The organism is Citrobacter sp. C6_1 (assembly GCF_014596835.2).
In the GTDB taxonomy this organism is placed as follows: domain Bacteria; phylum Pseudomonadota; class Gammaproteobacteria; order Enterobacterales; family Enterobacteriaceae; genus Citrobacter; species Citrobacter pasteurii.
On record NZ_CP115031.1, the window covers coordinates 3,718,474 to 3,742,802 of the forward strand.

A 24,329-nucleotide genomic window follows, 5' to 3' on the forward strand; every position below is an offset into this window, starting at 1 on the left:
GCACTGGTTTCCCCCCAGTGCCTTTTTTATTTATCCCGCTTTATGCGCCTCAACCATGATCGTGTCGCTGGTAAACGAGCCATCTTCCTGCAACGCAAAGTAGGTTTTCACTTCAACAGAAGCACTTTGTTGGTAAACACGAATCGCGTCGCTCAACACTGCAGGCGTGCGCATCCTCGCCACCCACGAACTGAACTCCAGCGGCAGGCGATCGGTTAATAAAGCATCGACAATCAGATTGGCATCATTGATTAACGACAACCACTCTCCGCTGGAATAGTTGCGAACGTGCGAGGTATCACGTAATGCCTCGACAGTTTGCAACCAGATATCACGGACCGGATGCCCTGGCGACATCACATCCATCACAATCAGCACGCCGCCGGGCTTCAGAACGCGGTTCACTTCCCGCAGCGCACGGCCGACATCATGCCAGTGGTGCGCAGAATAGCGGCTAATCACCACATCAAAGACGTCATCTTCAAATGGCAGGCTCTCAGCATAACCCTGCCGTGTGGCGATATTTTCCAGACCTCTGTCTTTTGCCGCTTTAGAGACCACTTCAAGCATCTGTGACGATAAATCATAGGCCACCACCTGCTTGACGTGTTGCGCAGCCACAAAGCTGGCGTGCCCCGCTCCACATCCCATATCCAATACCCGTGCCTGTGGAAAAGCAGACAGCCTTTCCGCCAGTCGTTGTAAATCACGACCCGTAGCATGTACGGTGCTGGTTAAATAGGCATTAGCCTGAGAGCCAAACTGCTTTTCGACGTTGTCATGGTGGGAGCGTGTTGTCATTGTGTTGTCCTTCGGTTGTTGTGAAATATGAAGGGCAACCATCACAGGCCTGCCCTACGGCAGACCTGACACACCGTTATTGCTCAGGCTTGCCGGGACTGAATTCAACGAGTAGTGGATTGTGATCGGAGGCGCGAGTGACCAGCACAGAGGCCTCACTCACGTTCAGACCACGATAGAACACAAAATCGAGAGGACGACCAAACGCGCGGCGGCGTTGATCGTCGGTAAAGCGCACCTGGCGCAGCGACATTTCACGCGCAAAGCGGTACAGCGCATTCATCCGTCGACGACTCCAGGCATTGAAATCACCAGCCATAATCACCGGGCCGCTGTGATGGGCGATTTGATCCCCGATAGGAAGTAACTGCTTACTATAGACATCAACGCCAAGGCTAAAGTTAACCGCGTGGATATTCACCACCATTAATAGCCGAGTGTCAGGCAACGGGTACACCGTCACCAGCGCCGATTTCGCCAGGCGTAAAATCGGCTCACGCTCGCGCAATGGACAGCAGTAGACCGGATGCGCAGCAGAAAGCGTCATGACGCCAGAGGGATGCTGAGGCAGCACAAAAGCGGGAACCTGATCGGCGGCAAGATAGTTAGCGGTCGCAAACTGCACCAGTTCAGGCGTGGTTTGTGCTTCCTGCAATAACACCAGATGCGCGTCTTTGCCAAAATTCTTCAGCACCGACTGCCATTCTGCTCGCTGCTGTTTAAAAATATTCCATACCAGCACGCGAATGCGATCTTCACTGCTTAACGGCACGCCTGCAGGTAATGCCTGGCCGATATGCGCAAATGACCCAGGCGGTAAAATCCGCTCAACGGGCTGTCCGGCAACATAGCGCATGGCATAGGTGTTTTTTCGCACTTTAGACTTTCAAACCTCTATAACGTCAACCAGCCCGCAGCCGGACTGGTTCTTCTGTTATAGGGACTTTAGCACTCACTTTCAACGAACAATTGCAGTTTGTTTTGTAAGTGGGTACTTACATCAATGATTTATCCCAATACTACCTGCGCCGGCTTATCCAGGCGGCCGCTGATACCCATCAGTAAAAAAGCGACCAGAACAATCAGCGCGCCAATCCACGGAGTCTGTGCTAAACCATAATGCTCTACCGTTTGTCCGCCAATTACAGAACCAAGCGCAATGCCAATATTAAACGCAGCAATATTCAGACCTGATGCCACATCCACCGCATTGGGGGTAAATTGTTCCGCTTTCTGTACCACGTAGACCTGCAACCCCGGTACGTTGCCGAAGGCGAAGATCCCCATCACCAGAATCGTCACTAACGCAGCGTATTGCGTGGAGGCCGTCAGTTGAAAGACCATCAGCAGGACAAACAGCGCCGCGAAGATAAATTTCAGCGCCGGGACAGCACCATATTTATCCGCCAGCTTACCTCCCCAGATATTGCCGATAGCGACCGATACGCCATAGCCCAGTAAGATCCAGCTTACCGCTGCCGGCGAGAAGCCAGCCAGATCCTGCATCATCGGCGCCAGGAAGGTAAATGCCGTGAACACGCCGCCGTAACCCAATGCCGTAACCGCGTAAATCAGCAACAGACGAGGATGAGTCAGCACTTTCACCTGGTCGCGAATGCTGGCGGCCGCTCGACCGGGAATGTTGGCCGGGATCAGCAGTTGGCTACTAATCAGCGCAATCACACCCAACAGAGATACAGCAAGGAAAGTCTCGCGCCAGCCAAAGTGCTGACCGATAAACGTCCCCAGAGGCACCCCTGTTACCAGTGCAACCGTTAAACCACCAAACATGATGGCGATGGCAGAAGCGGCTTTCTCTTTTGGCACCAGGCTCGTCGCAATCGTAGAACCAATTGAGAAGAAGACACCGTGTGCCAGGCCTGTCAGCAGGCGGGCGACAATTAATGTCGTATAACCAGGTGCCTGCCATGCCAGCAAGTTACCGGCCGTAAACAGCACCATCAGCGCAACCAATAGTTGCTTACGTGGCAGGCGTCCGGTCAGAGCGGTCAGTACCGGTGCGCCAATCGCCACACCCAACGCATAGATTGAAACCAGCATCCCGGCAGAAGGTAAAGAGATCGCCAGCTGTTCAGCAATGGTCGGCACCAGGCCGACAATCACAAATTCAGTCGTGCCAATAGCGAAGGCACTTATTGTTAGTGCAAATAAAGCGAGAGGCATAAATAGCTCCATATCATCAGTAATCGGATGACAGGCAGTATGCCGGGATGTTTTAATAACAAAAATATTCAAAATCTCAATATAATTTTGCTTCAGGTGCAAAAATGAAAGCAACCTCCGAAGAACTGGCAATTTTTGTCGCGGTCGTGGAAAGCGGTAGCTTTAGCCGGGCCGCAGAGCAGCTTGGACAGGCCAATTCCGCAGTCAGTCGGGCAGTAAAAAAGCTGGAGATGAAACTGGGCGTGAGTCTGCTTAATCGCACGACCCGGCAGCTCAGTCTGACAGAAGAAGGTGAACGCTACTTCAGGCGTGTACAACAGATACTGCAGGATATGGCTGCAGCGGAAACAGAAATCATGGAGTCACGTAATACGCCGCGCGGTTTGCTGCGTATCGATGCCGCAACACCGGTGATGTTGCATTTCCTGATGCCATTGATCAAACCTTTCCGTGAACGCTATCCCGAGATGACGTTGTCGCTGGTTTCCTCAGAGACATTTATCAATCTTATTGAACGAAAAGTGGATGTTGCGATACGTGCCGGTGCTTTGACTGACTCAAGTCTGCGCGCACGTCCACTCTTTACCAGCTACCGCAAGATTATTGCTTCACCGGACTATATTGCCCGCTTCGGTAAGCCAGAGATTGTTGAAGAGTTAAAGCGGCACCTGTGTCTGGGGTTTTCTGAACCCATTTCGCTCAATACATGGCCCATTGCCTGTAGTGACGGACAATTACATGAGGTTGAGTGCGGCCTGTCTTCGAACAGTGGCGAAACGCTGAAGCAGCTTTGCCTGAACGGCAACGGTATTGCTTGTCTTTCAGATTATATGATTGATAAGGAGATCGCTCAGGGTAAGCTGGTCGAATTGATGGCGGATAAACGGCTGCCAGTCGAGATGCCTTTCAGCGCGGTGTATTATAGCGATCGTGCCGTCAGTACCCGTATTCGGGCATTCATCGATTTTTTAAGCGAATATATAAGAACAGCTCCCGAAGGAGCTGTAAAAGAGGGTTAAAGGCACAGAGGGTCAGGTGATTAATCCCACTCAGGCGCCAGACCTTCCGGGCTAACCAGGCGGTCGTTGCAATCCAGAGCAGCGATTGCCGCTTTATCTTCCGCATCAAGGTGCAGTTCCAGTGCCAGCAGGTTGCTTGCCAGGTTTTCACGTTTGGTAGAAGAAGGGATCACAGAGTAACCTTCCCCCATCGCCCATGCCAGAATCACCTGGGCCGGCGTCGCGTTATGTTTAGTCGCAATGCGAGCAATCACTTCATCTTTCAGCGCCTTACCGTAAGCCAGCGTCATGTATGAGGTGATGTGGATATCGTGCTCTTTCGCCCAGTCAACAACCTTACGGCTTTGCAGATACGGAGATAACTCAATCTGGTTAGTCGCAATATTCTCTGCCCCCACAGCAGCAATAGCTTTTTCCATCAATGGGATAGTGAAATTAGAGATACCAATTTCACGAGTCAGCCCTTGCTCTTTAGCTTCGAGCAATGCATGCATAAACTCTTCAACAGAGACGGCATCATTTGGTGATGGCCAGTGGATCAGCGTCAGATCAACATAATCTGTGCGCAGTTTTTTCAGGCTATCTTTCAGGCTTGGGATCAGCTTGTCTTTGCCAAGATTTTCAATCCAGATCTTGGTGGTGATGTACAACTCATTACGCGGTACGCCGCTTTCGGCAATCGCCAGGCCAACAGCCGCTTCATTATCATAGATTTGAGCAGTGTCAACTGCGCGGTAACCCAGCTCAAGAGCTGTTTTAACAGAAGCGATAACCACGTCGTCTTTCAGGCGGAAAGTGCCCAAACCGAATGCAGGGATAGCCATAGAATTCCTCTTTTTAATCACTATGTTTGTTAATTGAGGGGATTATGACCTTCTGCTCTTTATAGAAAAAGAGCGAAAAATGCAGAGGATTTTTGCGAATTTAGCAATAATAGAGTTACAGGCAAAGAAAAAGCCCTGAGCAAATGCTCAGGGCTCTTAATAAGTGGCGGAACGGACGGGACTCGAACCCGCGACCCCCTGCGTGACAGGCAGGTATTCTAACCAACTGAACTACCGCTCCACCGAATTTCTTTGTTACTACCCGGATTCTTCATCCCGGTTTACTGCAATTTGATGCCTGGCAGTTCCCTACTCTCGCATGGGGAGACCCCACACTACCATCGGCGCTACGGCGTTTCACTTCTGAGTTCGGCATGGGGTCAGGTGGGACCACCGCGCTACAGCCACCAGGCAAATTCTGTTTATCAACACGCCCTGGCATGTCGATGTCATCTGTAATCAGGCTGAAAATCGTCTCAATTCCGCCAAAACATCTTCGGCGTTGTAAGGTTAAGCCTCACGGTTCATTAGTATCGGTTAGCTCAACGTATCGCTACGCTTACACACCCGACCTATCAACGTCGTCGTCTTCAACGTTCCTTCAGGAGACTTACAGTCTCAGGGAGAACTCATCTCGGGGCAAGTTTCGTGCTTAGATGCTTTCAGCACTTATCTCTTCCGCATTTAGCTACCGGGCAATGCCATTGGCATGACAACCCGAACACCAGTGATGCGTCCACTCCGGTCCTCTCGTACTAGGAGCAGCCCCCCTCAATTCTCCAGCGCCCACGGCAGATAGGGACCGAACTGTCTCACGACGTTCTAAACCCAGCTCGCGTACCACTTTAAATGGCGAACAGCCATACCCTTGGGACCTACTTCAGCCCCAGGATGTGATGAGCCGACATCGAGGTGCCAAACACCGCCGTCGATATGAACTCTTGGGCGGTATCAGCCTGTTATCCCCGGAGTACCTTTTATCCGTTGAGCGATGGCCCTTCCATTCAGAACCACCGGATCACTAAGACCTGCTTTCGCACCTGCTCGAGCCGTCACTCTCGCAGTCAAGCTAGCTTATGCCTTTGCACTAACCTCCTGATGTCCGACCAGGATTAGCTAACCTTCGTGCTCCTCCGTTACTCTTTAGGAGGAGACCGCCCCAGTCAAACTACCCACCAGACACTGTCCGCAACCCGGATTACGGGCCCACGTTAGAACACCAGCCATTAAAGGGTGGTATTTCAAGGTTGGCTCCATGCAGACTGGCGTCCACACTTCAAAGCCTCCCACCTATCCTACACATCAAGGACCAGTGTTCAGTGTCAAGCTATAGTAAAGGTTCACGGGGTCTTTCCGTCTTGCCGCGGGTACACTGCATCTTCACAGCGAGTTCAATTTCACTGAGTCTCGGGTGGAGACAGCCTGGCCATCATTACGCCATTCGTGCAGGTCGGAACTTACCCGACAAGGAATTTCGCTACCTTAGGACCGTTATAGTTACGGCCGCCGTTTACCGGGGCTTCGATCAAGAGCTTCTCCTTACGGATAACCCCATCAATTAACCTTCCGGCACCGGGCAGGCGTCACACCGTATACGTCCACTTTCGTGTTTGCACAGTGCTGTGTTTTTAATAAACAGTTGCAGCCAGCTGGTATCTTCGACTGATTTCAGCTCCATGAGTAAATCACTTCACCTACATATCAGCGTGCCTTCTCCCGAAGTTACGGCACCATTTTGCCTAGTTCCTTCACCCGAGTTCTCTCAAGCGCCTTGGTATTCTCTACCTGACCACCTGTGTCGGTTTGGGGTACGATTTCGTGTTACCTGATGCTTAGAGGCTTTTCCTGGAAGCAGGGCATTTGTTACTTCAGCACCGTAGTGCCTCGTCATCACACCTCAGCGTTAAAAAGGTACCGGATTTACCTGGAACCTCCGCCTACATGCTTAAACCGGGACAACCGTCGCCCGGCTAACATAGCCTTCTCCGTCCCCCCTTCGCAGTAACACCAAGTACAGGAATATTAACCTGTTTCCCATCGACTACGCCTTTCGGCCTCGCCTTAGGGGTCGACTCACCCTGCCCCGATTAACGTTGGACAGGAACCCTTGGTCTTCCGGCGTGCGGGTTTTTCACCCGCATTATCGTTACTTATGTCAGCATTCGCACTTCTGATACCTCCAGCATGCCTCACGACACACCTTCAACGGCTTACAGAACGCTCCCCTACCCAACAACACATAGTGTCGCTGCCGCAGCTTCGGTGCACAGTTTAGCCCCGTTACATCTTCCGCGCAGGCCGACTCGACCAGTGAGCTATTACGCTTTCTTTAAATGATGGCTGCTTCTAAGCCAACATCCTGGCTGTCTGTGCCTTCCCACATCGTTTCCCACTTAACTGTGACTTTGGGACCTTAGCTGGCGGTCTGGGTTGTTTCCCTCTTCACGACGGACGTTAGCACCCGCCGTGTGTCTCCCGTGATAACATTCTTCGGTATTCGCAGTTTGCATCGGGTTGGTAAGTCGGGATGACCCCCTAGCCGAAACAGTGCTCTACCCCCGAAGATGAATTCACGAGGCGCTACCTAAATAGCTTTCGGGGAGAACCAGCTATCTCCCGGTTTGATTGGCCTTTCACCCCCAGCCACAAGTCATCCGCTAATTTTTCAACATTAGTCGGTTCGGTCCTCCAGTTAGTGTTACCCAACCTTCAACCTGCCCATGGCTAGATCACCGGGTTTCGGGTCTATACCCTGCAACTTAACGCCCAGTTAAGACTCGGTTTCCCTTCGGCTCCCCTATGCGGTTAACCTTGCTACAGAATATAAGTCGCTGACCCATTATACAAAAGGTACGCAGTCACCCCATTAAGAGGCTCCCACTGCTTGTACGTACACGGTTTCAGGTTCTTTTTCACTCCCCTCGCCGGGGTTCTTTTCGCCTTTCCCTCACGGTACTGGTTCACTATCGGTCAGTCAGGAGTATTTAGCCTTGGAGGATGGTCCCCCCATATTCAGACAGGATACCACGTGTCCCGCCCTACTCTTCGAGTTCACAACCTGTGCATTTTGGTGTACGGGACTATCACCCTGTACCGTCGGACTTTCCAGACCGTTCCACTAACACACAAGCTGATTCAGACTCTGGGCTGCTCCCCGTTCGCTCGCCGCTACTGGGGGAATCTCGGTTGATTTCTTTTCCTCGGGGTACTTAGATGTTTCAGTTCCCCCGGTTCGCTTCATTACGCTATGTATTCACGTAATGATAGTGTGACGAATCACACTGGGTTTCCCCATTCGGAAATCGCCGGTTATAACGGTTCATATCACCTTACCGACGCTTATCGCAGATTAGCACGTCCTTCATCGCCTCTGACTGCCAGGGCATCCACCGTGTACGCTTAGTCGCTTAACCTCACAACCCGAAGATGTTTCACTTCTGATTGCGAAAATTTGAGAGACTCGAACACACCGCTTTTCATTTCTTATTACGGAGAAATGAAACAGTGTGTCGTTTCAATTTTCAGCTTGATCCAGATTTTTAAAGAGCAAATATCTCAAACGTCACCCGAAGGTAAGTTTTGAGATATTGGGGTCGGCGACTTTCACTCACACAAACCAGCAAGTGGCGTCCCCTAGGGGATTCGAACCCCTGTTACCGCCGTGAAAGGGCGGTGTCCTGGGCCTCTAGACGAAGGGGACGTGTCAGTCTCAATCGCAAGACGCCTTGCTATTTACTTTTCATCAGACAATCTGTGTGAGCACTACAAAGAACGTTTCTTTAAGGTAAGGAGGTGATCCAACCGCAGGTTCCCCTACGGTTACCTTGTTACGACTTCACCCCAGTCATGAATCACAAAGTGGTAAGCGCCCTCCCGAAGGTTAAGCTACCTACTTCTTTTGCAACCCACTCCCATGGTGTGACGGGCGGTGTGTACAAGGCCCGGGAACGTATTCACCGTGGCATTCTGATCCACGATTACTAGCGATTCCGACTTCATGGAGTCGAGTTGCAGACTCCAATCCGGACTACGACATACTTTATGAGGTCCGCTTGCTCTCGCGAGGTCGCTTCTCTTTGTATATGCCATTGTAGCACGTGTGTAGCCCTACTCGTAAGGGCCATGATGACTTGACGTCATCCCCACCTTCCTCCAGTTTATCACTGGCAGTCTCCTTTGAGTTCCCGGCCGAACCGCTGGCAACAAAGGATAAGGGTTGCGCTCGTTGCGGGACTTAACCCAACATTTCACAACACGAGCTGACGACAGCCATGCAGCACCTGTCTCACGGTTCCCGAAGGCACTAAAGCATCTCTGCTAAATTCCGTGGATGTCAAGAGTAGGTAAGGTTCTTCGCGTTGCATCGAATTAAACCACATGCTCCACCGCTTGTGCGGGCCCCCGTCAATTCATTTGAGTTTTAACCTTGCGGCCGTACTCCCCAGGCGGTCGACTTAACGCGTTAGCTCCGGAAGCCACGCCTCAAGGGCACAACCTCCAAGTCGACATCGTTTACGGCGTGGACTACCAGGGTATCTAATCCTGTTTGCTCCCCACGCTTTCGCACCTGAGCGTCAGTCTTTGTCCAGGGGGCCGCCTTCGCCACCGGTATTCCTCCAGATCTCTACGCATTTCACCGCTACACCTGGAATTCTACCCCCCTCTACAAGACTCTAGCCTGCCAGTTTCGGATGCAGTTCCCAGGTTGAGCCCGGGGATTTCACATCCGACTTGACAGACCGCCTGCGTGCGCTTTACGCCCAGTAATTCCGATTAACGCTTGCACCCTCCGTATTACCGCGGCTGCTGGCACGGAGTTAGCCGGTGCTTCTTCTGCGAGTAACGTCAATCGTTGCGGTTATTAACCACAACGCCTTCCTCCTCGCTGAAAGTACTTTACAACCCGAAGGCCTTCTTCATACACGCGGCATGGCTGCATCAGGCTTGCGCCCATTGTGCAATATTCCCCACTGCTGCCTCCCGTAGGAGTCTGGACCGTGTCTCAGTTCCAGTGTGGCTGGTCATCCTCTCAGACCAGCTAGGGATCGTCGCCTAGGTGAGCCGTTACCCCACCTACTAGCTAATCCCATCTGGGCACATCCGATGGCAAGAGGCCCGAAGGTCCCCCTCTTTGGTCTTGCGACGTTATGCGGTATTAGCTACCGTTTCCAGTAGTTATCCCCCTCCATCGGGCAGTTTCCCAGACATTACTCACCCGTCCGCCACTCGTCACCCAAGGAGCAAGCTCCTCTGTGCTACCGTTCGACTTGCATGTGTTAGGCCTGCCGCCAGCGTTCAATCTGAGCCATGATCAAACTCTTCAATTTAAGTTTGATGCTCGTGAATTAAACTTCGTAATGAATTACGTGTTCACTCAGAGACTTGGTATTCATTTTTCGTCTTGCGACGTTAAGAATCCGTATCTTCGAGTGCCCACACAGATTGTCTGATAAATTGTTAAAGAGCAGTTGCGACGCGCTTTAGCGCTCTGTCGCGAGGTGGCGTATATTACGCTTTCCTCTTTCAGAGTCAACCCTGAATTTCAGGATTTTTCTCTTCAACCGGACCGGCTGTTTGTGTGAAGTGATTCACATCCGCCGTGTCGATGGAGGCGCATTATAGGGAGTCGACTCAGGAAGACAAGCGGAAAAATGCATTTTTGTTTCAACCGCTCACCTTTTATCCATAACGCTTACTTTTGCTTCTTTTTTATCGCCATTGGCAGGTCCGCCAGACTATTTAGCACTAAATCTGCCGCATTTTCTGCTTCCGGAGTGACTGGCTTGCCTGTGCGCACTAATACCTTCGTTCCTACATTTGCAGCTGTCGCCGCCTGCATATCTTCTATTTTGTCGCCCACCATATAAGAAGCAGCCATATCGATGTGCAGAAAGTCTCGGGCGGAGATCAACATGCCCGGATGCGGTTTACGGCAGTCGCAGACCTGGCGGTACTCTTCGACTGTGCCCTGCGGATGATGAGGACAATAATAGATACCATCCAGATCAACATCGCGATCGGCCAATGACCAATCCATCCATTCAGTCAACGTTTCGAATTGTGCCTCGGTAAATTTGCCACGGGCAATACCAGACTGGTTCGTCACGACAATCAGCGCATAACCCATCTTTTTAAGTTCACGCATAGCATCAATGACGCCGTCGATAAATTCGAACTCGTCGATCTCATGGACGTAACCGTGGTCCACATTAATAGTGCCGTCACGGTCGAGAAAAATTGCGGGTACAGTCTTTGCCACCTTTTATAGCTCCTGAATAAGGCATGTGGCTCTAGTATCGCATGTTTCGGCGGGCAAGAAAGTGCTCATCGTGCAAAGCTAGATTGATTTAGACGTCTGGATGCCTTAACATCCATCTTGTTGACGACTTCGACCGTCCCAGACAGACGAAAATGCCACGGCTAACTTAATTACGATAATAAATAACCAATGATTAAACTTTCGAATATCACCAAAGTGTTCCAGCAGGGGACTCGCACCATTCAGGCGCTTAATAATGTCAGCCTGCACGTTCCTGCCGGGCAGATTTATGGCGTCATTGGCGCCTCCGGTGCAGGTAAAAGTACGCTCATCCGCTGCGTAAACTTACTTGAACGCCCAACCGAAGGCAGCGTCCAGGTCGGCGGTCAGGAACTCACGACGCTTTCCGAGTCAGAGCTGACCAAAGCTCGCCGTCAAATCGGCATGATTTTCCAACACTTTAACCTGCTCTCTTCCCGCACCGTGTTTGGCAACGTTGCGCTGCCGCTGGAACTGGATAACACACCAAAAGAAGAGATTAAACGCCGTGTAACAGAGCTGCTGGATTTAGTCGGTCTTGGCGACAAGCACGACAGCTACCCGGCCAACCTTTCCGGTGGACAAAAACAGCGTGTGGCGATCGCCCGTGCTCTGGCAAGCAATCCCAAAGTACTGCTGTGCGATGAAGCCACCAGCGCCCTTGACCCAGCAACAACCCGCTCGATTCTGGAATTGTTGAAAGACATTAACCGTCGCCTGGGACTCACCATTCTGCTGATTACCCATGAGATGGACGTTGTAAAACGCATTTGTGACTGCGTGGCGGTCATCAGTAATGGTGAACTGATTGAGCAGGACACCGTCAGCGAAGTGTTCTCACACCCCAAAACCCCACTGGCGCAGAAGTTTATCCAGTCCACGCTGCACCTGGATATTCCGGAAGATTATCAGGAACGTTTAAAAGCAGAGCCGCAAGCCGACAGCGTGCCGATGTTGCGTATGGAATTCACCGGTCATTCGGTCGATGCACCGCTACTCTCTGAGACGGCCCGTCGCTTTAACGTGAATAACAACATTATCAGCGCACAGATGGATTACGCCGGCGGCGTGAAGTTCGGCATCATGCTGACTGAAATGCACGGTACACAAGAAGATACACAAGCAGCCATTAGCTGGTTGCAGGAACACCACGTAAAAGTAGAGGTACTGGGTTATGTCTGAGCCGATGATTTGGCTGCTGGTTCGCGGCGTATGGGAAACGCTGGCAATGACCTTTGTGTCCGGCTTTTTTGGCTTTGTGATTGGCCTGCCCGTTGGCGTACTGCTGTATGTGACGCGTCCAGGACAAATCATTGAGAACGCAAAGTTGTACCGCACGCTTTCTGCGCTGGTTAACATTTTCCGTTCCATCCCGTTCATTATTTTGCTGGTGTGGATGATTCCATTCACCCGCATGATTGTTGGCACCTCTATCGGGCTGCAGGCCGCTATCGTCCCGCTGACCGTCGGCGCCGCGCCATTTATTGCTCGTATGGTGGAAAACGCCCTGCTGGAAATCCCGACCGGGCTGATTGAAGCCTCGCGTGCAATGGGCGCTACGCCGCTGCAGATTGTTCGTAAGGTATTACTGCCAGAAGCGCTGCCAGGACTGGTCAATGCGGCCACCATCACCCTCATCACGCTGGTTGGTTACTCGGCGATGGGCGGTGCTGTCGGTGCCGGTGGTCTTGGCCAGATTGGCTATCAGTATGGTTACATTGGGTATAACGCTACCGTAATGAATACAGTGCTGGTATTGCTCGTCGTTCTGGTTTATTTAATTCAGTTATCCGGCGATCGCATCGTCCGGGCAGTCACGCACAAATAACGTTACACACAACACTAAAAACTCATTAAGAAAAGGAAATAAGCATGGCGTTCAAATTCAAAACCTTTGCGGCAGTTGGAGCCCTGATCGGTTCTCTGGCACTTGTGGGTTGTGGCCAGGATGAAAAAGATCCTAACCACATCAAAGTGGGCGTTATTGTTGGCGCAGAGCAGCAGGTTGCTGAGGTCGCCCAGAAAGTGGCTAAAGAAAAATACGGTCTGGATGTTGAATTGGTAACGTTCAACGATTATGTCCTGCCCAATGAAGCGCTGAGCAAAGGAGATATCGATGCTAACGCCTTCCAGCACAAACCGTACCTGGATCAGCAGATCAAAGATCGTGGTTACAAACTGGTTGCCGTAGGTAATACCTTTGTTTACCCGATTGCGGGCTATTCCAAAAAAATCAAATCACTGGATGAACTGCAGGACGGTTCACAGGTCGCGATTCCAAACGACCCGACTAACCTCGGCCGTTCCCTGCTGCTGCTGCAGAAAGTCGGTTTGATTAAACTGAAAGATGGCGTTGGCCTGCTGCCGACCGCGCTGGACGTGATTGAAAACCCGAAAAACCTGAAGCTGGTTGAACTGGAAGCGCCGCAGTTGCCACGCTCACTGGATGACGCGCAAATCGCGCTGGCAGTCATCAACACCACCTATGCCAGCCAGATCGGCCTGACTCCGGCAAAAGACGGTATCTTTGTTGAAGATAAAGATTCCCCATACGTAAACCTGATCGTGACGCGTGAAGACAATAAAGACGCTGAGAACGTGAAGAAATTCGTTGAAGCATACCAGTCAGACGAAGTTTACGAAGCGGCAAACAAAGTCTTCAACGGCGGTGCTGTTAAAGGCTGGTAATTTTAGGCTGTTTTCACAATCTGTAATATCATCAGGACGGGCGCTTGCCCGTCTTGTCATTTATGCAAGCACCTGATTCAATATCTGACGTTTAGATCATTCATTGAGGAAATATTATGCGTGCTTTACCGATCTGTTTAGTAGCACTCATGCTGAGCGGCTGTTCTATGTTAAGCAGATCCCCTGTTGAACCCGTTCAAAGCACCGCTACCCCGCCAAAAGCGGAGCCGGAAAAACCAAAAGCACCGCGCGCGACGCCGGTCAGAATTATCACCAATGCAGAAGATCTGGTCGGTAAACCATTCCGCGATCTTGGCGAAGTGAGCGGAGAGTCCTGCCAGGCATCAAACCAGGATTCACCTCCGAGTATCCCAACCGCACGCAAACGCATGCAGATAAACGCATCCAAAATGAAAGCCAATGCGGTATTGCTGCACAGCTGCGAAGTTACCAGCGGGACACCGGGCTGCTATCGTCAGGCAGTTTGCATCGGTTCTGCCCTGAACATTTCGTCTAAATGAGTCATTTTCAGTTCGAGCAAATAGGCGTTATCCGCTCTCCTTATAAAGAAAAGTTCGCTGTGCCACGCCAGCCGGGTCTGGTGAAAAGCGCCAACGGCGAACTGCATTTGCTCGCGCCCTATAACCAGGCCGATGCTGTTCGCGGCCTGGAAGCATTCAGCCATTTGTGGGTGATTTTTGTTTTTCACCAGACAATGGAAGGTGGATGGCGTCCAACCGTGCGCCCTCCCCGTCTTGGCGGTAACGCCAGAATGGGCGTCTTTGCCACGCGCTCGACCTTCCGTCCTAATCCTATCGGCATGTCGCTGGTTGCGTTAAAAGAAATTGTCTGCCACAAAGAGAGCGTCATTCTGAAACTGGGTAGCCTGGACCTGGTCGACGGAACGCCAGTGGTCGACATCAAACCTTATCTGCCATTTGCAGAAGCACTGCCTGACGCCACTGCCAGCTACGCGCAGCATGCGCCGGTTGCTGAAATGGCGGTAAGTTTCACTACAGAGGTTGAACAACAGCTTCTGACGCTGGAAAAACGTTATCCATTGCTGAAAACATTTATCGGCGAAGTACTGGCGCAGGACCCACGTCCTGCGTATCGTAAGGGTGAAGAGACAGGCAAAACGTATGCCGTCTGGCTACACGATTTCAACGTGCGCTGGCGCGTAACAGAAGAAGGTTTTGAAGTCTTTGCGCTTGAACCCCGCTAATTTCGTGCCCTTCTCTTTTGACATCCCTTTCTCGCTGGTAAACTAAACCACTTTTTTTGTGTCAGGCTGGCATCCAGCCTGTTCGATCGTTCAACTGGAACCGTAACAACATGCGTACTAGCCAATATCTGCTCTCCACTCTGAAGGAGACACCTGCCGACGCCGAAGTCATCAGCCACCAGCTGATGCTGCGCGCCGGGATGATCCGCAAGCTGGCCTCCGGGTTATACACCTGGCTGCCGACCGGCGTGCGCGTCCTGAAAAAAGTCGAAAACATCGTGCGTGAAGAAATGAACAACGCCGGTGCGATCGAGGTGTTGATGCCGGTCGTTCAGCCTTCTGAACTGTGGGAAGAGAGCGGTCGTTGGGAACAGTACGGCCCGGAACTGCTGCGTATCGCAGACCGTGGCGATCGTTCATTCGTACTCGGCCCAACGCATGAAGAAGTCATCACCGACCTGATCCGTAATGAGTTAAGCTCTTACAAACAGCTGCCGCTGAACTTCTATCAGATCCAGACGAAATTCCGTGACGAAGTTCGCCCACGCTTCGGCGTGATGCGTTCCCGCGAATTCCTGATGAAAGATGCCTATTCTTTCCACACCTCTCAGGAATCTCTGCAGGAAACCTACGACGCCATGTATGCCGCATACAGCAAAATCTTCAGCCGTATGGGTCTGGATTTCCGTGCAGTACAGGCTGATACCGGCTCTATCGGCGGTAGCGCTTCTCATGAATTCCAGGTACTGGCACAGAGCGGCGAAGATGACGTTGTATTCTCCGACAGTTCCGATTTTGCTGCCAACATCGAATTTGCTGAAGCCGTTGCGCCGAAAGAACCCCGCGCAGCCGCCACTCAGGAAATGACGCTGGTTGACACACCGAATGCGAAAACTATCGCGGAACTGGTTGAACAGTTTAATCTGCCGATCGAAAAAACCGTTAAAACCCTGCTGGTGAAAGCGGTTGAAGGCAGCAGCTACCCGCTGGTTGCTCTGCTGGTTCGCGGCGATCACGAACTGAACGAAGTCAAAGCAGAAAAACTGCCGCAGGTTGCCAGCCCGCTGACTTTTGCTACTGAAGAAGAAATCCGTGCCGTCGTGAAAGCAGGTCCGGGTTCTCTTGGTCCGGTGAACATGCCGATTCCCGTGGTTATCGATCGTACCGTTGCAGTAATGAGCGATTTCGCTGCTGGTGCCAACATCGATGGTAAACACTATTTCGGTATTAACTGGGATCGTGATGTTGCAACTCCGGAAGTGGCAGATATCCGTAACGTGGTCGCAGGCGACCCAAGTCCGGATGGCAAAGGCACACTGCTGATTAAACGTGGTATCGAAGTGGGCCACATCTTCCAGTTGGGTACCAAGTATTCTGAAGCGATGAAAGCTGCTGTTCAGGGTGAAGATGGCCGTAATCAGATTCTGACCATGGGCTGCTACGGCATCGGGGTGACTCGCGTGGTTGCTGCCGCTATTGAGCAGAACTTTGACGATCGCGGCATTGTATGGCCAGACGCCATCGCACCGTTCCAGGTCGCTATTCTGCCAATGAACATGCACAAATCCTACCGTGTGCAGGAACTGGCTGAGAAGCTGTACGCAGAACTGCGTGCACAGGGTATCGAAGTGCTGATGGACGATCGTAAAGAGCGTCCAGGCGTGATGTTTGCCGATATGGAGCTGATCGGTGTTCCGCACACTATCGTGCTCGGCGACCGTAACCTCGATAACGATGATATTGAATACAAATACCGTCGTAACGGCGAGAAACAGCTGATTAAAACCGGCGACATTGTCGACTATCTGGTCAAAGCCATTAAAGGCTAATTCCGGTAAAAGGCCCTGACGATCAGGGCCTTTTTTACATCAATTAATTACATCCTTTACCGGGGATAAATTTCGCCTCTTTATCCGCCATCAGCGTTTTCACTTTCTCGCCGGTGTCCGGGTTCGCCTCCATTGTGAAATGCGCTTCCAGCGTCAGCAATACAGATTGCCCGTTTTCCGTGCGCGCGGCTAAATAGTCACGTTCAAGCTGAGCGTTATTCGCTACCGGCATCCGTTGACCGGTTGCGCAGTCGGTAAAGATTGCCGCGTCAGCCATATAGAAGTACATCCCCCGCATCGGCATTGGCGTTACCGGTAAGCTGGCGGAAACCGGCTGAAGGGTGTAGTTGAACTGCGACTCAATCGGATTGCCTTCACGATCGAGCATTTCCAGCGCCTCGCCTTTTGCCCGGTAGTACGATTTTTCACCTTTACTATCCGTCAGCACCAGCTTGTCGGCAGTACGCGCCCATTTCCCATAAGACGCAAAGGAGGATGGCTCATCCCGTACGCCCTGGTAGCGTTCGTTCATCACCCATGTGCCGTCTTTTTCCAGGAACAGCGACGTTTCAATCCCTTCGCAGTCCGCGCAAGGCAAAATGCCACGCCAACTTTGCTGCATCGGTTTTAATTCTGCCGCCCGCGTTGGCTGTAATGCGTCGACCTCAGTGCGATTGTTACAGCCGATCAAGGAAAAGAGCGTGCATGCAGCGACTACGGACAATATTGCTGTTTTCACTATGAATTCCTTATAAATTTTTATTCCCGCTCGTCAGTCTTGCGTTCGACGAACTTTCCCGCGCAGTGCCTTCACTGTGGATTTTTGCGCCTTCGATGACAACCTGCGCTCTTTCGAGGCGCGCGTAGGGCGAGTTGCCTGCCGGCTTTTTTGCACCGCGGTTAATTCTTTTATCACCGCCTCCAGTCGGGAGATTGCCGCTTCCCGGTTCAACTCCTGGCTACGGTATTCCTGCGCCTTAATAATAATGACACCATCGCCGCTGATCAGATGATGACTGGCAGCCAACAGGCGTTCCTTATAATACTCTGGCAGCCCAGAGGCCCGAATGTCAAAGCGCAAATGGATAGCCGTCGAGGTCTTATTAACGTGCTGACCGCCCGCGCCCTGTGCCCGAATCGCCGTGATTTCCAGCTCGTTATCTGGGATAGAGACATTTCGGGAGATAACGATCATGAACGCGGCTGCCACGCGGTCAGGTGAATTTCCAGATTATTCTGAGAATCGGACAGCCAGATAGCGCCATCCTGAATAGTCGCCTGTAGTGCCATTGTACGACCGGCAAAGTCACTCAGTTGTGCCAGTTGTTCATCATCCAGATACCACACGGTAAGATTTTTAAACTGCGCACACTTGCTCTGGTTTTGCTGCCACCAGATCTGGGCAGCTCGACTGTTGTAAGCAAACAGGGCTACCTCACCGGACTGGGTGCAGGCTTTCTTAATACGGCGCTCATCCGGTAGGCCCAGTTCAATCCAAAGATCGATACCCAGATGGTCGTTGCGCAACCATGCTTCGGGTTCGTCTTCAGCGCTTAAACCACGCGTGAACTGCAGCCGTTCATCGGCATATTTAATCCAGGCCAGCAGACGCAGCATCATGCGTTCCTGGGTTTCTGAAGGGTGACGCGCCAGCGTCAAGGCCGCGTCAAGAAACTGGTTGCGGTCAAGATCCGCGACGTTGACAACGGCTTTATAAATTGTCGCTTTAAGCGCCATGAGAGAACTCCTTTCGAATCAGGCGCACATTGTAGCGAAAACGGCGGCAAAAGGCTGCTAACGACTAACGTGTGTACCGTCTATCAAGGCGCTGATATTGCTTGAATGAGTATGGTATAGTCACCTTGCTAAACAGAGTTTATCTTCGTAGGCTTAGACTTGCATCCACGGTTAAGTCAGAGTGCTGACAGGAGGGCATGTGGAAAAATATTGTGAGTTAATACGCAAGCGGTACGCGGAAATCGCCAGCGGAGACTTAGGGTATGTCCCGGATGCGCTGGGTTGCGTATTGAAGGTACTTAATGAAGTGGCGGCAGACAGCGCCCTTTCAGAGTCGGTCAGGGAAAAGGCGGCCTATGCTGCCGCGAACTTACTGGTGAGCGATTATGTCAATGAATGAAACGTATCAACCCATCAACTGTGATGATTACGACAATCTTGAACTCGCCTGCCAGCACCATTTGTTACTGACGCTGACGCTCAAAGATGGCGAAGTTCTACAGGCAAAAGCAAATGACCTGGTTTCCCGCAAAAATGTGGAATATCTGGTCGCCGATGTCTCGGGTGAAACCCGTGAGCTTCGCCTCGACAAAATTGCCAGTTTCAGTCACCCACAAATCGGTACCGTGGTGGTCAGCGAATCTTAACCTTTCTTGCACCTTATCCGGCCTACTTTCCATACGATACGTAGGCCTGATAAGCGCCGCGCCATCAGGCACGCCACACCAGACTCACCCCTTCTTCACCTTTTGCCAGCCCTTCATGTGTCACGAAAACCCCTGCTGCCGCAATCAGCGTGTCACCGTAAAACAGTAATGGCGTCGTATCTCGCCGCCAGGGAGGAATCCCCTGCTCCTGCCAGATTTTTTTAAGCTTACGCCCACCGTTGCGCCCGACAATATGCAATAACCCAGGCGCTTTAAAACGAATGCTGACGGCTTCATCCGCTTGTGGCATACGCAATTCACCAGCAGGGATGAGCTGCACCGAGCCTAACCCAACTGGCAGCGCCAACGGCGTTTTCCAGAATTGCCACGGAATGACGGTTTCACTTTGACCGCCAACCGACTTCACCCACCACAGCTGTGACTGATAACGACGGACGTCATACTCACCGAGGCGAAAACAGGGCGATGCGTCTTCACGTGCCAACGCGACTTCCTGCCAGATACGTTCTAACGCATCACGGGAAGGCATCGGCGCATTTAATCCCGCCAGCCAACGGCGAAGCAGAGCGGCACGCCGCACGTTGCTCATCACCATTAACGGCGCCAGCAACAGTGTGTCATGGGATGTGACGCACCTGGCTAAATCGCTGGCCAGCAATTCATCCAGTAAGCTCTCCTGCTCAGCGCACAGCGCGGCGCTGCGAGCAGTGGCTTGTGCGAAGTGCGGCCAGCGCTGTTGGAGTAATGGGGTAACGCGCAATCTGAGAAAATTGCGATCGTAGGTATCATCCTGATTGCTTTCATCTTCTATCCAGCATAATTCATGCTGTCGCGCCCATGCTTCAAGCGCTTCTCGCGTTTGCGCCAGCAACGGTCGAATCAATTGAGTTCCGGCAAACGGTGAGCTTTCTCCCATGGCGGATAGTCCGGCGGGACCACTGCCGCGCTTAAGCGCCAGCAGGAATGTTTCACACTGGTCATCGAGATGCTGGGCGGTCATCAGCACCTCGCCCGGGAGTAAGATCTGCGCAAATGCCTGATAGCGCGCGCGTCGCGCCTGCGCTTCGATGCCCAGGCCATCATCCTCAAGATGGACCCGTTCAACCACCAGCGGCACCTGCCACTGCGCACATACCGACTCACAGTGCTGTACCCAACTGTCTGCGTGCGGGCTTAATCCGTGATGAATATGGATTGCGCGTAGGGTGACATCAGGATGCTGCGCTCGCCACAGCACCAACTGATGCAGTAGTACGGTAGAGTCGAGGCCGCCGCTAAAGGCAACGAGGATCGCGTTAGTGTTCAGAAGTGAAGTGTTCAGCGTGAGTGTCGTCATGATGGTTGCTTACAATGGCATTGCCCGGCACGTTACCGGGCTAACGCCACAATGACAAGCCTTACAGCTCGTACAGTTCAAGCGGTAATCCGTCTGGATCGTTAAAAAACGTAAAACGTTTGCTGGTAAACGGATCGATGCGTACCGGCTCGCATTTCACATGATGGGCCTCCAGATAAGCAATCGACTTCTCCACATCCTCGACGCTGAACGCCAGATGGCGTAAACCACAGGCTTCCGGTCGGCTCGGGCGGCACGGCGGAAATGGAAAAGAAAAAAGCTCAATCACATACTGACCGTTCAATGCCAAGTCGCCTTTCCAGGAATCACGCTCTTCCCGGTAGGCTTCACTCATTAACGTGAAGCCTAATACATCGCAGTAAAATGCCTTACTGGCCCTGTAGTCCGTCGCAATAATGGCAATATGGTGAACCTGTTTTAACCCCAGCATGTTCTTCGCCTCTTTAATTTTACTCTCAGCACGTTACTCGTGCGCAACGGGTTCCGGCAAGTCGTTATGCCATTTTTAGGACTCTCACACGATACACGCCGTCCTCACCCAACTTAGCCCCATGAATGTCAGTTTCAAATCCAGGGTAGCGCTGCCCCACCGAGCACAGCATCAGCAGGAAATCGAGTACTGACCGGCTTTTTTCTGTGATCATTTCTCCGGGCATCAGCAGCGGGACACCTGGAGGATAAGGCAGGATCATATTGGCGGAAACGCGCCCCACCAGTTGATCAAGAGTGACTGTCTCGACGTCACCTTTAATTTGCCGCTGCCAGGCCTGATGAGGCGTCATTTTCATTTCCGGCAACGTGTCGAATGCCCGCAGCATCAGCCCGGAGAGATCGTGCTGGCGGATCAATTGATGGATTCCCTGAGCCAGATCCTGAATGCGCATAGTGCGATAAAAATCGGGATCCTCAGCATACAGATCCGGCAGCATATTTTTCACGCGTAAATTCAGGTCGTATGAACGTTTAAATTCCGTCAGGCCGCGCAGCAGCCCCATCGCCCGGGTTTTATCAATACCAATACTGAACAGGAACAACAGATTATACGGGCCTGTTTTCTCCACGACGACACCGCGTTCATCAAGGAATTTCGCCACCAGCGCAGCGGGGATCCCCTCTTCGCTCATATTTCCCTGTTCATCCATTCCCGGCGTCAGAATCGTGACCTTCACCGGGTCGAGGAACATGTGGTCGGCGTCAGCATCGACAAATCCGTGCCAGTCTTCACCAGGCGCTACTGGCCAGCACTCTGCTTCATCTACCTTTTCCGGTTGCCAAATATCAAAGAACCAGCCGTCAGATTCTTCACGCAGCCGCTGGACTTCTTTACGGAAATGCAGCGCCCTCTCAACCGAACGATTGATCAGGCGCTTGCCTGAATTCCCGCGTAGCATTGCCGCCGCCGTTTCTATCGACGCCACTATCGGGTAGCTCGGCGACGTGGAGGTGTGCATCATAAAGGCTTCGTTGAACGTCTCTTCATCGTAGTCGCCCTTAATGTGGATCAGCGAAGCTTGTGACAACGCCGCCAGCATCTTGTGGGTGGACTGGGTTTCAAAAATCACTTTCCCCGGCACCCGCTCGCCGCTCATCCCGCTTTTCCCCTGATAGATCGGATGAAAATGGGTATACGGCACCCAGGCCGAATCAAAATGGATAGAGGGCACATCCAGAGTTTGCTTGATCCAGTTAGTGTTGTAGAGCAAGCCGTCGTAAGTTGAGTTAGTAATTACCGCATGCATCGGCCATTGCGCCTGAGGGATCTCTTCTACCTTGCGTTCGATGCTTTCGCGAGTGAATTCCCGACGGGGTATACCGCCGAGGATCCCCAGCGCATTGCGCGTCGGCTTTAGCCATACGGGCACGACATCGCTCATCATCAGCAAATGCGCCAGCGACTTATGGCAGTTGCGGTCAATCAGTAGCGTACTTCCCGAAGGTGCGGCATACATGCCGACAATCTTGTTCGACGTCGAGGTGCCGTTGGTCACCATATAGCTCTGCTCGGCGCCAAACGTGCGCGCAATGTACTCCTCCGCTTCCAGATGCGGACCGGTATGGTCGAGCAGCGATCCCAGCTCAGTCACCGAAATGGAGACATCAGCCTTAAGCGTATTGCCGCCAAAGAAATCATAGAACAGGCAGCCGACCGGACTTTTCTGATACGCCGTTCCCGCCATGTGTCCGGGCGTGCAGAAGGTATACTTTCCTTCCTTTACATAGGTAAACAGCGCTTTGGTAAAGGGTGGCGTAATGTTGTCGAGATATTCATTGGTGTACTGGCGAATACGCGTAGCAATATCGTCAGACTGACCCAATGCGTACTCAAAGAACCACAGCGCCATGCGCAGATCGTGTGCGCTGACATCCATCGTCGAATGGGTATTAATAAAGGCATAAAGTGGGAGGTATTCGTTAAGCTGATTGATGTCGCTACACAAATCCAGACTGTATTCATCCCAGTCAAAAATGACGCCGCAAATTCGCGGGTTATGCTCGATAAACTTCAGCAGGTCGACGCTATTCTGCGGCCAGATAATCTGAAATCCCTGCTGCTGCAGCGCACGTTCAAGTTCCTTGATGGGCTCATCTTTGTAAAAGACGCCATGCGGTCCCATGATGGCAATGATATTCATGCGTTCCTCCTGGAAAAACCTTAGTTAAGCATAGCCTGGTCAAACCACAGGTAAAAAAAAGGGCCACAACGTTGTGGCCCTTTTCAGAATAAATGCAGTTTACGCGTAACCGTAGCTCATCAGACGCTGATAACGACGGTTTTTCAAATCATCTTTGCTTAACACGTCAAGATCGGCAAGATCGGCCAACAGCTGTGCTTTCAGTGATGCAGCCATCACTTCCGGGTTGCGGTGTGCCCCCCCCAGCGGCTCCGGGATGATAGAGTCGATAAGTTTCAGTTCTTTCAGACGCGGTGCGATAATCCCCATCGCTTCTGCAGCCAGCGGGGCTTTGTCTGCACTTTTCCACAGAATAGAAGCACAACCTTCCGGGGAGATAACGGAATAAGTGCTGTATTGCAGCATATTCACTTTATCCCCCACACCGATCGCCAGTGCGCCACCGGAGCCACCTTCACCGATAACGGTACAGATAACCGGCACGCTCAGACGTGACATTTCACGCAGGTTGCGCGCAATCGCTTCAGACTGTCCACGCTCTTCCGCGCCCACGCCCGGATATGCTCCAGGAGTGTCGATGAAGGTAATGATCGGCATATTGAAACGTTCAGCCATTTCCATCAGACGCAGCGCTTTGCGATAGCCTTCCGGCGCTGGCATGCCGAAGTTACGACGAATTTTCTCTTTGGTCTCACGGCCTTTCTGATGACCGATGATCATCACCGGACGGCCATCCAGACGCGCGATGCCGCCGACAATAGCCTTGTCATCCGCATAGGCACGATCGCCCGCCAGCTCATCAAATTCATCAAACGCCAGGCGGACATAATCCAGGGTGTATGGACGCTGTGGATGGCGAGCCAGCTGGGCTACCTGCCATGCGCCAAGATCGGCGAAGATTTTACGCGTCAGTTCTACGCTTTTTTCACGCAGACGATGCACTTCTTCATCGATGTTAATATCCAGTTTCTCATCCTGACGGCTAACCGCAGTCAGAGAATCGATTTTTGCTTCCAGCTCTGCAATCGGCTGTTCAAAATCAAGGAAATTCAGACTCATAGTATTC

21 protein-coding genes, 2 tRNA genes and 3 rRNA genes are annotated in these 24,329 nt (G+C 52.0%); 9 read left to right on the forward strand and 17 right to left on the reverse strand.

Annotation, left to right across the window (positions count from 1 at the left end):
* Positions 1–30: 30 nt before the first annotated feature.
* The 3 genes from IB196_RS17940 to IB196_RS17950 all read right to left on the reverse strand — a co-directional run bounded on the left by IB196_RS17940 (position 31) and on the right by IB196_RS17950 (position 2,985).
* Positions 31–801 carry a class I SAM-dependent methyltransferase gene (locus IB196_RS17940; RefSeq protein WP_188232271.1) on the reverse strand — a complete coding sequence of 257 codons (771 nt, stop codon included), beginning with the start codon at positions 799–801 and terminating at the stop codon, positions 31–33.
* Positions 802–877: 76 nt separating this feature from the next.
* Positions 878–1,678 carry an endonuclease/exonuclease/phosphatase family protein gene (locus IB196_RS17945; protein WP_005133618.1) on the reverse strand — a complete coding sequence of 267 codons (801 nt, stop codon included), beginning with the start codon at positions 1,676–1,678 and terminating at the stop codon, positions 878–880.
* Positions 1,679–1,809: 131 nt separating this feature from the next.
* Complete coding sequence (locus IB196_RS17950; RefSeq protein ID WP_005133619.1) at positions 1,810–2,985, reverse strand: MFS transporter; 1,176 nt, start codon at positions 2,983–2,985, stop codon at positions 1,810–1,812.
* 104 nt (positions 2,986–3,089) lie between these two features.
* Here IB196_RS17950 and yafC point away from each other — a divergent pair, with 104 nt between their 5' ends.
* Complete coding sequence (gene yafC / locus IB196_RS17955) at positions 3,090–4,004, forward strand: DNA-binding transcriptional regulator YafC (RefSeq protein ID WP_005133620.1); 915 nt, start codon at positions 3,090–3,092, stop codon at positions 4,002–4,004.
* Positions 4,005–4,024: 20 nt separating this feature from the next.
* Here the strand turns inward: yafC and dkgB are convergent, their stop codons facing one another.
* The 7 genes from dkgB to gmhB form a co-directional block, all read right to left on the reverse strand.
* A complete protein-coding gene (gene dkgB, locus IB196_RS17960; protein ID WP_005133621.1) occupies positions 4,025–4,828 on the reverse strand; it encodes a 2,5-didehydrogluconate reductase DkgB in 804 nt (267 codons plus the stop codon).
* Between the two features lie 164 nt (positions 4,829–4,992).
* A tRNA-Asp gene (locus tag IB196_RS17965) sits at positions 4,993–5,069 on the reverse strand.
* Positions 5,070–5,124: 55 nt separating this feature from the next.
* A 5S ribosomal RNA gene (rrf, locus tag IB196_RS17970) occupies positions 5,125–5,240 on the reverse strand.
* A gap of 94 nt (positions 5,241–5,334) precedes the next feature.
* A 23S ribosomal RNA gene (locus IB196_RS17975) occupies positions 5,335–8,241 on the reverse strand.
* 211 nt (positions 8,242–8,452) lie between these two features.
* A tRNA-Glu gene (locus IB196_RS17980) sits at positions 8,453–8,528 on the reverse strand.
* A gap of 85 nt (positions 8,529–8,613) precedes the next feature.
* Positions 8,614–10,155, reverse strand: a 16S ribosomal RNA gene (locus IB196_RS17985).
* The 16S, 23S and 5S rRNA genes sit together here with 2 tRNA genes alongside, the layout of an rRNA operon.
* A 365-nt stretch (positions 10,156–10,520) precedes the next feature.
* Positions 10,521–11,087, reverse strand: a complete 567-nt coding sequence (gene gmhB, locus IB196_RS17990; protein ID WP_005132069.1) for a D-glycero-beta-D-manno-heptose 1,7-bisphosphate 7-phosphatase — start codon at positions 11,085–11,087, stop codon at positions 10,521–10,523.
* A gap of 189 nt (positions 11,088–11,276) precedes the next feature.
* On the opposite strand from gmhB, the gene metN reads away from it, so the two are divergent.
* The 6 genes from metN (at position 11,277) to proS (ending at position 16,868) form a co-directional block, all read left to right on the forward strand.
* The gene (metN, locus tag IB196_RS17995) at positions 11,277–12,308 is read left to right on the forward strand and encodes a methionine ABC transporter ATP-binding protein MetN (protein WP_005132072.1); all 1,032 of its coding nucleotides are present in this window, start codon (positions 11,277–11,279) and stop codon (positions 12,306–12,308) included.
* Entirely contained in the window at positions 12,301–12,954 is a 654-nt protein-coding gene (locus tag IB196_RS18000; RefSeq protein WP_005132073.1) for a methionine ABC transporter permease MetI, read from the forward strand. Before metN ends, IB196_RS18000 begins: the two co-directional genes overlap by 8 nt.
* A gap of 44 nt (positions 12,955–12,998) precedes the next feature.
* The gene (metQ, locus tag IB196_RS18005) at positions 12,999–13,814 is read left to right on the forward strand and encodes a methionine ABC transporter substrate-binding lipoprotein MetQ (RefSeq protein WP_003829145.1); all 816 of its coding nucleotides are present in this window, start codon (positions 12,999–13,001) and stop codon (positions 13,812–13,814) included.
* Between the two features lie 116 nt (positions 13,815–13,930).
* Positions 13,931–14,335, forward strand: a complete 405-nt coding sequence (gene rcsF / locus IB196_RS18010; protein WP_040230040.1) for an Rcs stress response system protein RcsF — start codon at positions 13,931–13,933, stop codon at positions 14,333–14,335.
* Entirely contained in the window at positions 14,332–15,039 is a 708-nt protein-coding gene (gene tsaA, locus IB196_RS18015; RefSeq protein ID WP_005132077.1) for a tRNA (N6-threonylcarbamoyladenosine(37)-N6)-methyltransferase TrmO, read from the forward strand. Before rcsF ends, tsaA begins: the two co-directional genes overlap by 4 nt.
* A gap of 110 nt (positions 15,040–15,149) precedes the next feature.
* Positions 15,150–16,868 (forward strand): proline--tRNA ligase, encoded by a 1,719-nt coding sequence (gene proS, locus IB196_RS18020; protein ID WP_040230039.1) that lies wholly within the window; start codon positions 15,150–15,152, stop codon positions 16,866–16,868.
* A 43-nt stretch (positions 16,869–16,911) separates the two neighbouring features.
* Here proS and nlpE read toward each other — a convergent pair whose 3' ends face one another.
* The 3 genes from nlpE to IB196_RS18035 are packed head-to-tail and all read right to left on the reverse strand — an operon-like array spanning position 16,912 to position 18,605.
* Entirely contained in the window at positions 16,912–17,610 is a 699-nt protein-coding gene (gene nlpE, locus IB196_RS18025; protein WP_137378478.1) for an envelope stress response activation lipoprotein NlpE, read from the reverse strand.
* A gap of 30 nt (positions 17,611–17,640) precedes the next feature.
* Positions 17,641–18,063 carry an alternative ribosome rescue aminoacyl-tRNA hydrolase ArfB gene (arfB, locus tag IB196_RS18030; RefSeq protein WP_182290986.1) on the reverse strand — a complete coding sequence of 141 codons (423 nt, stop codon included), beginning with the start codon at positions 18,061–18,063 and terminating at the stop codon, positions 17,641–17,643.
* A complete protein-coding gene (locus IB196_RS18035) occupies positions 18,060–18,605 on the reverse strand; it encodes a YaeQ family protein (RefSeq protein ID WP_040230036.1) in 546 nt (181 codons plus the stop codon). The genes arfB and IB196_RS18035 overlap by 4 nt, the downstream gene beginning before the upstream one ends.
* A gap of 199 nt (positions 18,606–18,804) precedes the next feature.
* On the opposite strand from IB196_RS18035, the gene IB196_RS18040 reads away from it, so the two are divergent.
* Positions 18,805–19,005, forward strand: a complete 201-nt coding sequence (locus IB196_RS18040) for a YaeP family protein (protein ID WP_005132083.1) — start codon at positions 18,805–18,807, stop codon at positions 19,003–19,005.
* Entirely contained in the window at positions 18,992–19,252 is a 261-nt protein-coding gene (gene rof, locus IB196_RS18045; protein WP_040230035.1) for a Rho-binding antiterminator, read from the forward strand. The genes IB196_RS18040 and rof overlap by 14 nt, the downstream gene beginning before the upstream one ends.
* 64 nt (positions 19,253–19,316) lie before the next feature.
* Here rof and tilS read toward each other — a convergent pair whose 3' ends face one another.
* The 4 genes from tilS to accA form a co-directional block, all read right to left on the reverse strand.
* Positions 19,317–20,609, reverse strand: coding sequence for a tRNA lysidine(34) synthetase TilS (gene tilS / locus IB196_RS18050; protein WP_040230034.1), 1,293 nt, complete (start codon positions 20,607–20,609; stop codon positions 19,317–19,319).
* 61 nt (positions 20,610–20,670) lie between these two features.
* Positions 20,671–21,060 (reverse strand): VOC family protein, encoded by a 390-nt coding sequence (locus IB196_RS18055; RefSeq protein ID WP_040230033.1) that lies wholly within the window; start codon positions 21,058–21,060, stop codon positions 20,671–20,673.
* A 64-nt stretch (positions 21,061–21,124) separates the two neighbouring features.
* Positions 21,125–23,263: a lysine decarboxylase LdcC gene (gene ldcC / locus IB196_RS18060; RefSeq protein WP_005132090.1), complete on the reverse strand. Its 2,139-nt coding sequence runs from the start codon at positions 23,261–23,263 to the stop codon at positions 21,125–21,127.
* Between the two features lie 99 nt (positions 23,264–23,362).
* Entirely contained in the window at positions 23,363–24,322 is a 960-nt protein-coding gene (gene accA, locus IB196_RS18065; protein ID WP_003018513.1) for an acetyl-CoA carboxylase carboxyl transferase subunit alpha, read from the reverse strand.
* Positions 24,323–24,329 lie beyond the last annotated feature (7 nt).

What these genes read in the sequence shown, in the direction of transcription:
- IB196_RS17940 (WP_188232271.1), bottom strand. Translation starts at nt 801, where the DNA reads ATGACAACACGCTCCCACCATGACAACGTCGAAAAGCAGTTTGGCTCT.
- IB196_RS17950 (WP_005133619.1), bottom strand. Translation starts at nt 2,985, where the DNA reads ATGCCTCTCGCTTTATTTGCACTAACAATAAGTGCCTTCGCTATTGGC.
- yafC (WP_005133620.1), top strand. Translation starts at nt 3,090, where the DNA reads ATGAAAGCAACCTCCGAAGAACTGGCAATTTTTGTCGCGGTCGTGGAA.
- dkgB (WP_005133621.1), bottom strand. Translation starts at nt 4,828, where the DNA reads ATGGCTATCCCTGCATTCGGTTTGGGCACTTTCCGCCTGAAAGACGAC.
- metN (WP_005132072.1), top strand. Translation starts at nt 11,277, where the DNA reads ATGATTAAACTTTCGAATATCACCAAAGTGTTCCAGCAGGGGACTCGC.
- IB196_RS18000 (WP_005132073.1), top strand. Translation starts at nt 12,301, where the DNA reads ATGTCTGAGCCGATGATTTGGCTGCTGGTTCGCGGCGTATGGGAAACG.
- metQ (WP_003829145.1), top strand. Translation starts at nt 12,999, where the DNA reads ATGGCGTTCAAATTCAAAACCTTTGCGGCAGTTGGAGCCCTGATCGGT.
- rcsF (WP_040230040.1), top strand. Translation starts at nt 13,931, where the DNA reads ATGCGTGCTTTACCGATCTGTTTAGTAGCACTCATGCTGAGCGGCTGT.
- tsaA (WP_005132077.1), top strand. Translation starts at nt 14,332, where the DNA reads ATGAGTCATTTTCAGTTCGAGCAAATAGGCGTTATCCGCTCTCCTTAT.
- proS (WP_040230039.1), top strand. Translation starts at nt 15,150, where the DNA reads ATGCGTACTAGCCAATATCTGCTCTCCACTCTGAAGGAGACACCTGCC.
- arfB (WP_182290986.1), bottom strand. Translation starts at nt 18,063, where the DNA reads ATGATCGTTATCTCCCGAAATGTCTCTATCCCAGATAACGAGCTGGAA.
- IB196_RS18035 (WP_040230036.1), bottom strand. Translation starts at nt 18,605, where the DNA reads ATGGCGCTTAAAGCGACAATTTATAAAGCCGTTGTCAACGTCGCGGAT.
- rof (WP_040230035.1), top strand. Translation starts at nt 18,992, where the DNA reads ATGTCAATGAATGAAACGTATCAACCCATCAACTGTGATGATTACGAC.
- tilS (WP_040230034.1), bottom strand. Translation starts at nt 20,609, where the DNA reads ATGACGACACTCACGCTGAACACTTCACTTCTGAACACTAACGCGATC.
- IB196_RS18055 (WP_040230033.1), bottom strand. Translation starts at nt 21,060, where the DNA reads ATGCTGGGGTTAAAACAGGTTCACCATATTGCCATTATTGCGACGGAC.
- ldcC (WP_005132090.1), bottom strand. Translation starts at nt 23,263, where the DNA reads ATGAATATCATTGCCATCATGGGACCGCATGGCGTCTTTTACAAAGAT.
- accA (WP_003018513.1), bottom strand. Translation starts at nt 24,322, where the DNA reads ATGAGTCTGAATTTCCTTGATTTTGAACAGCCGATTGCAGAGCTGGAA.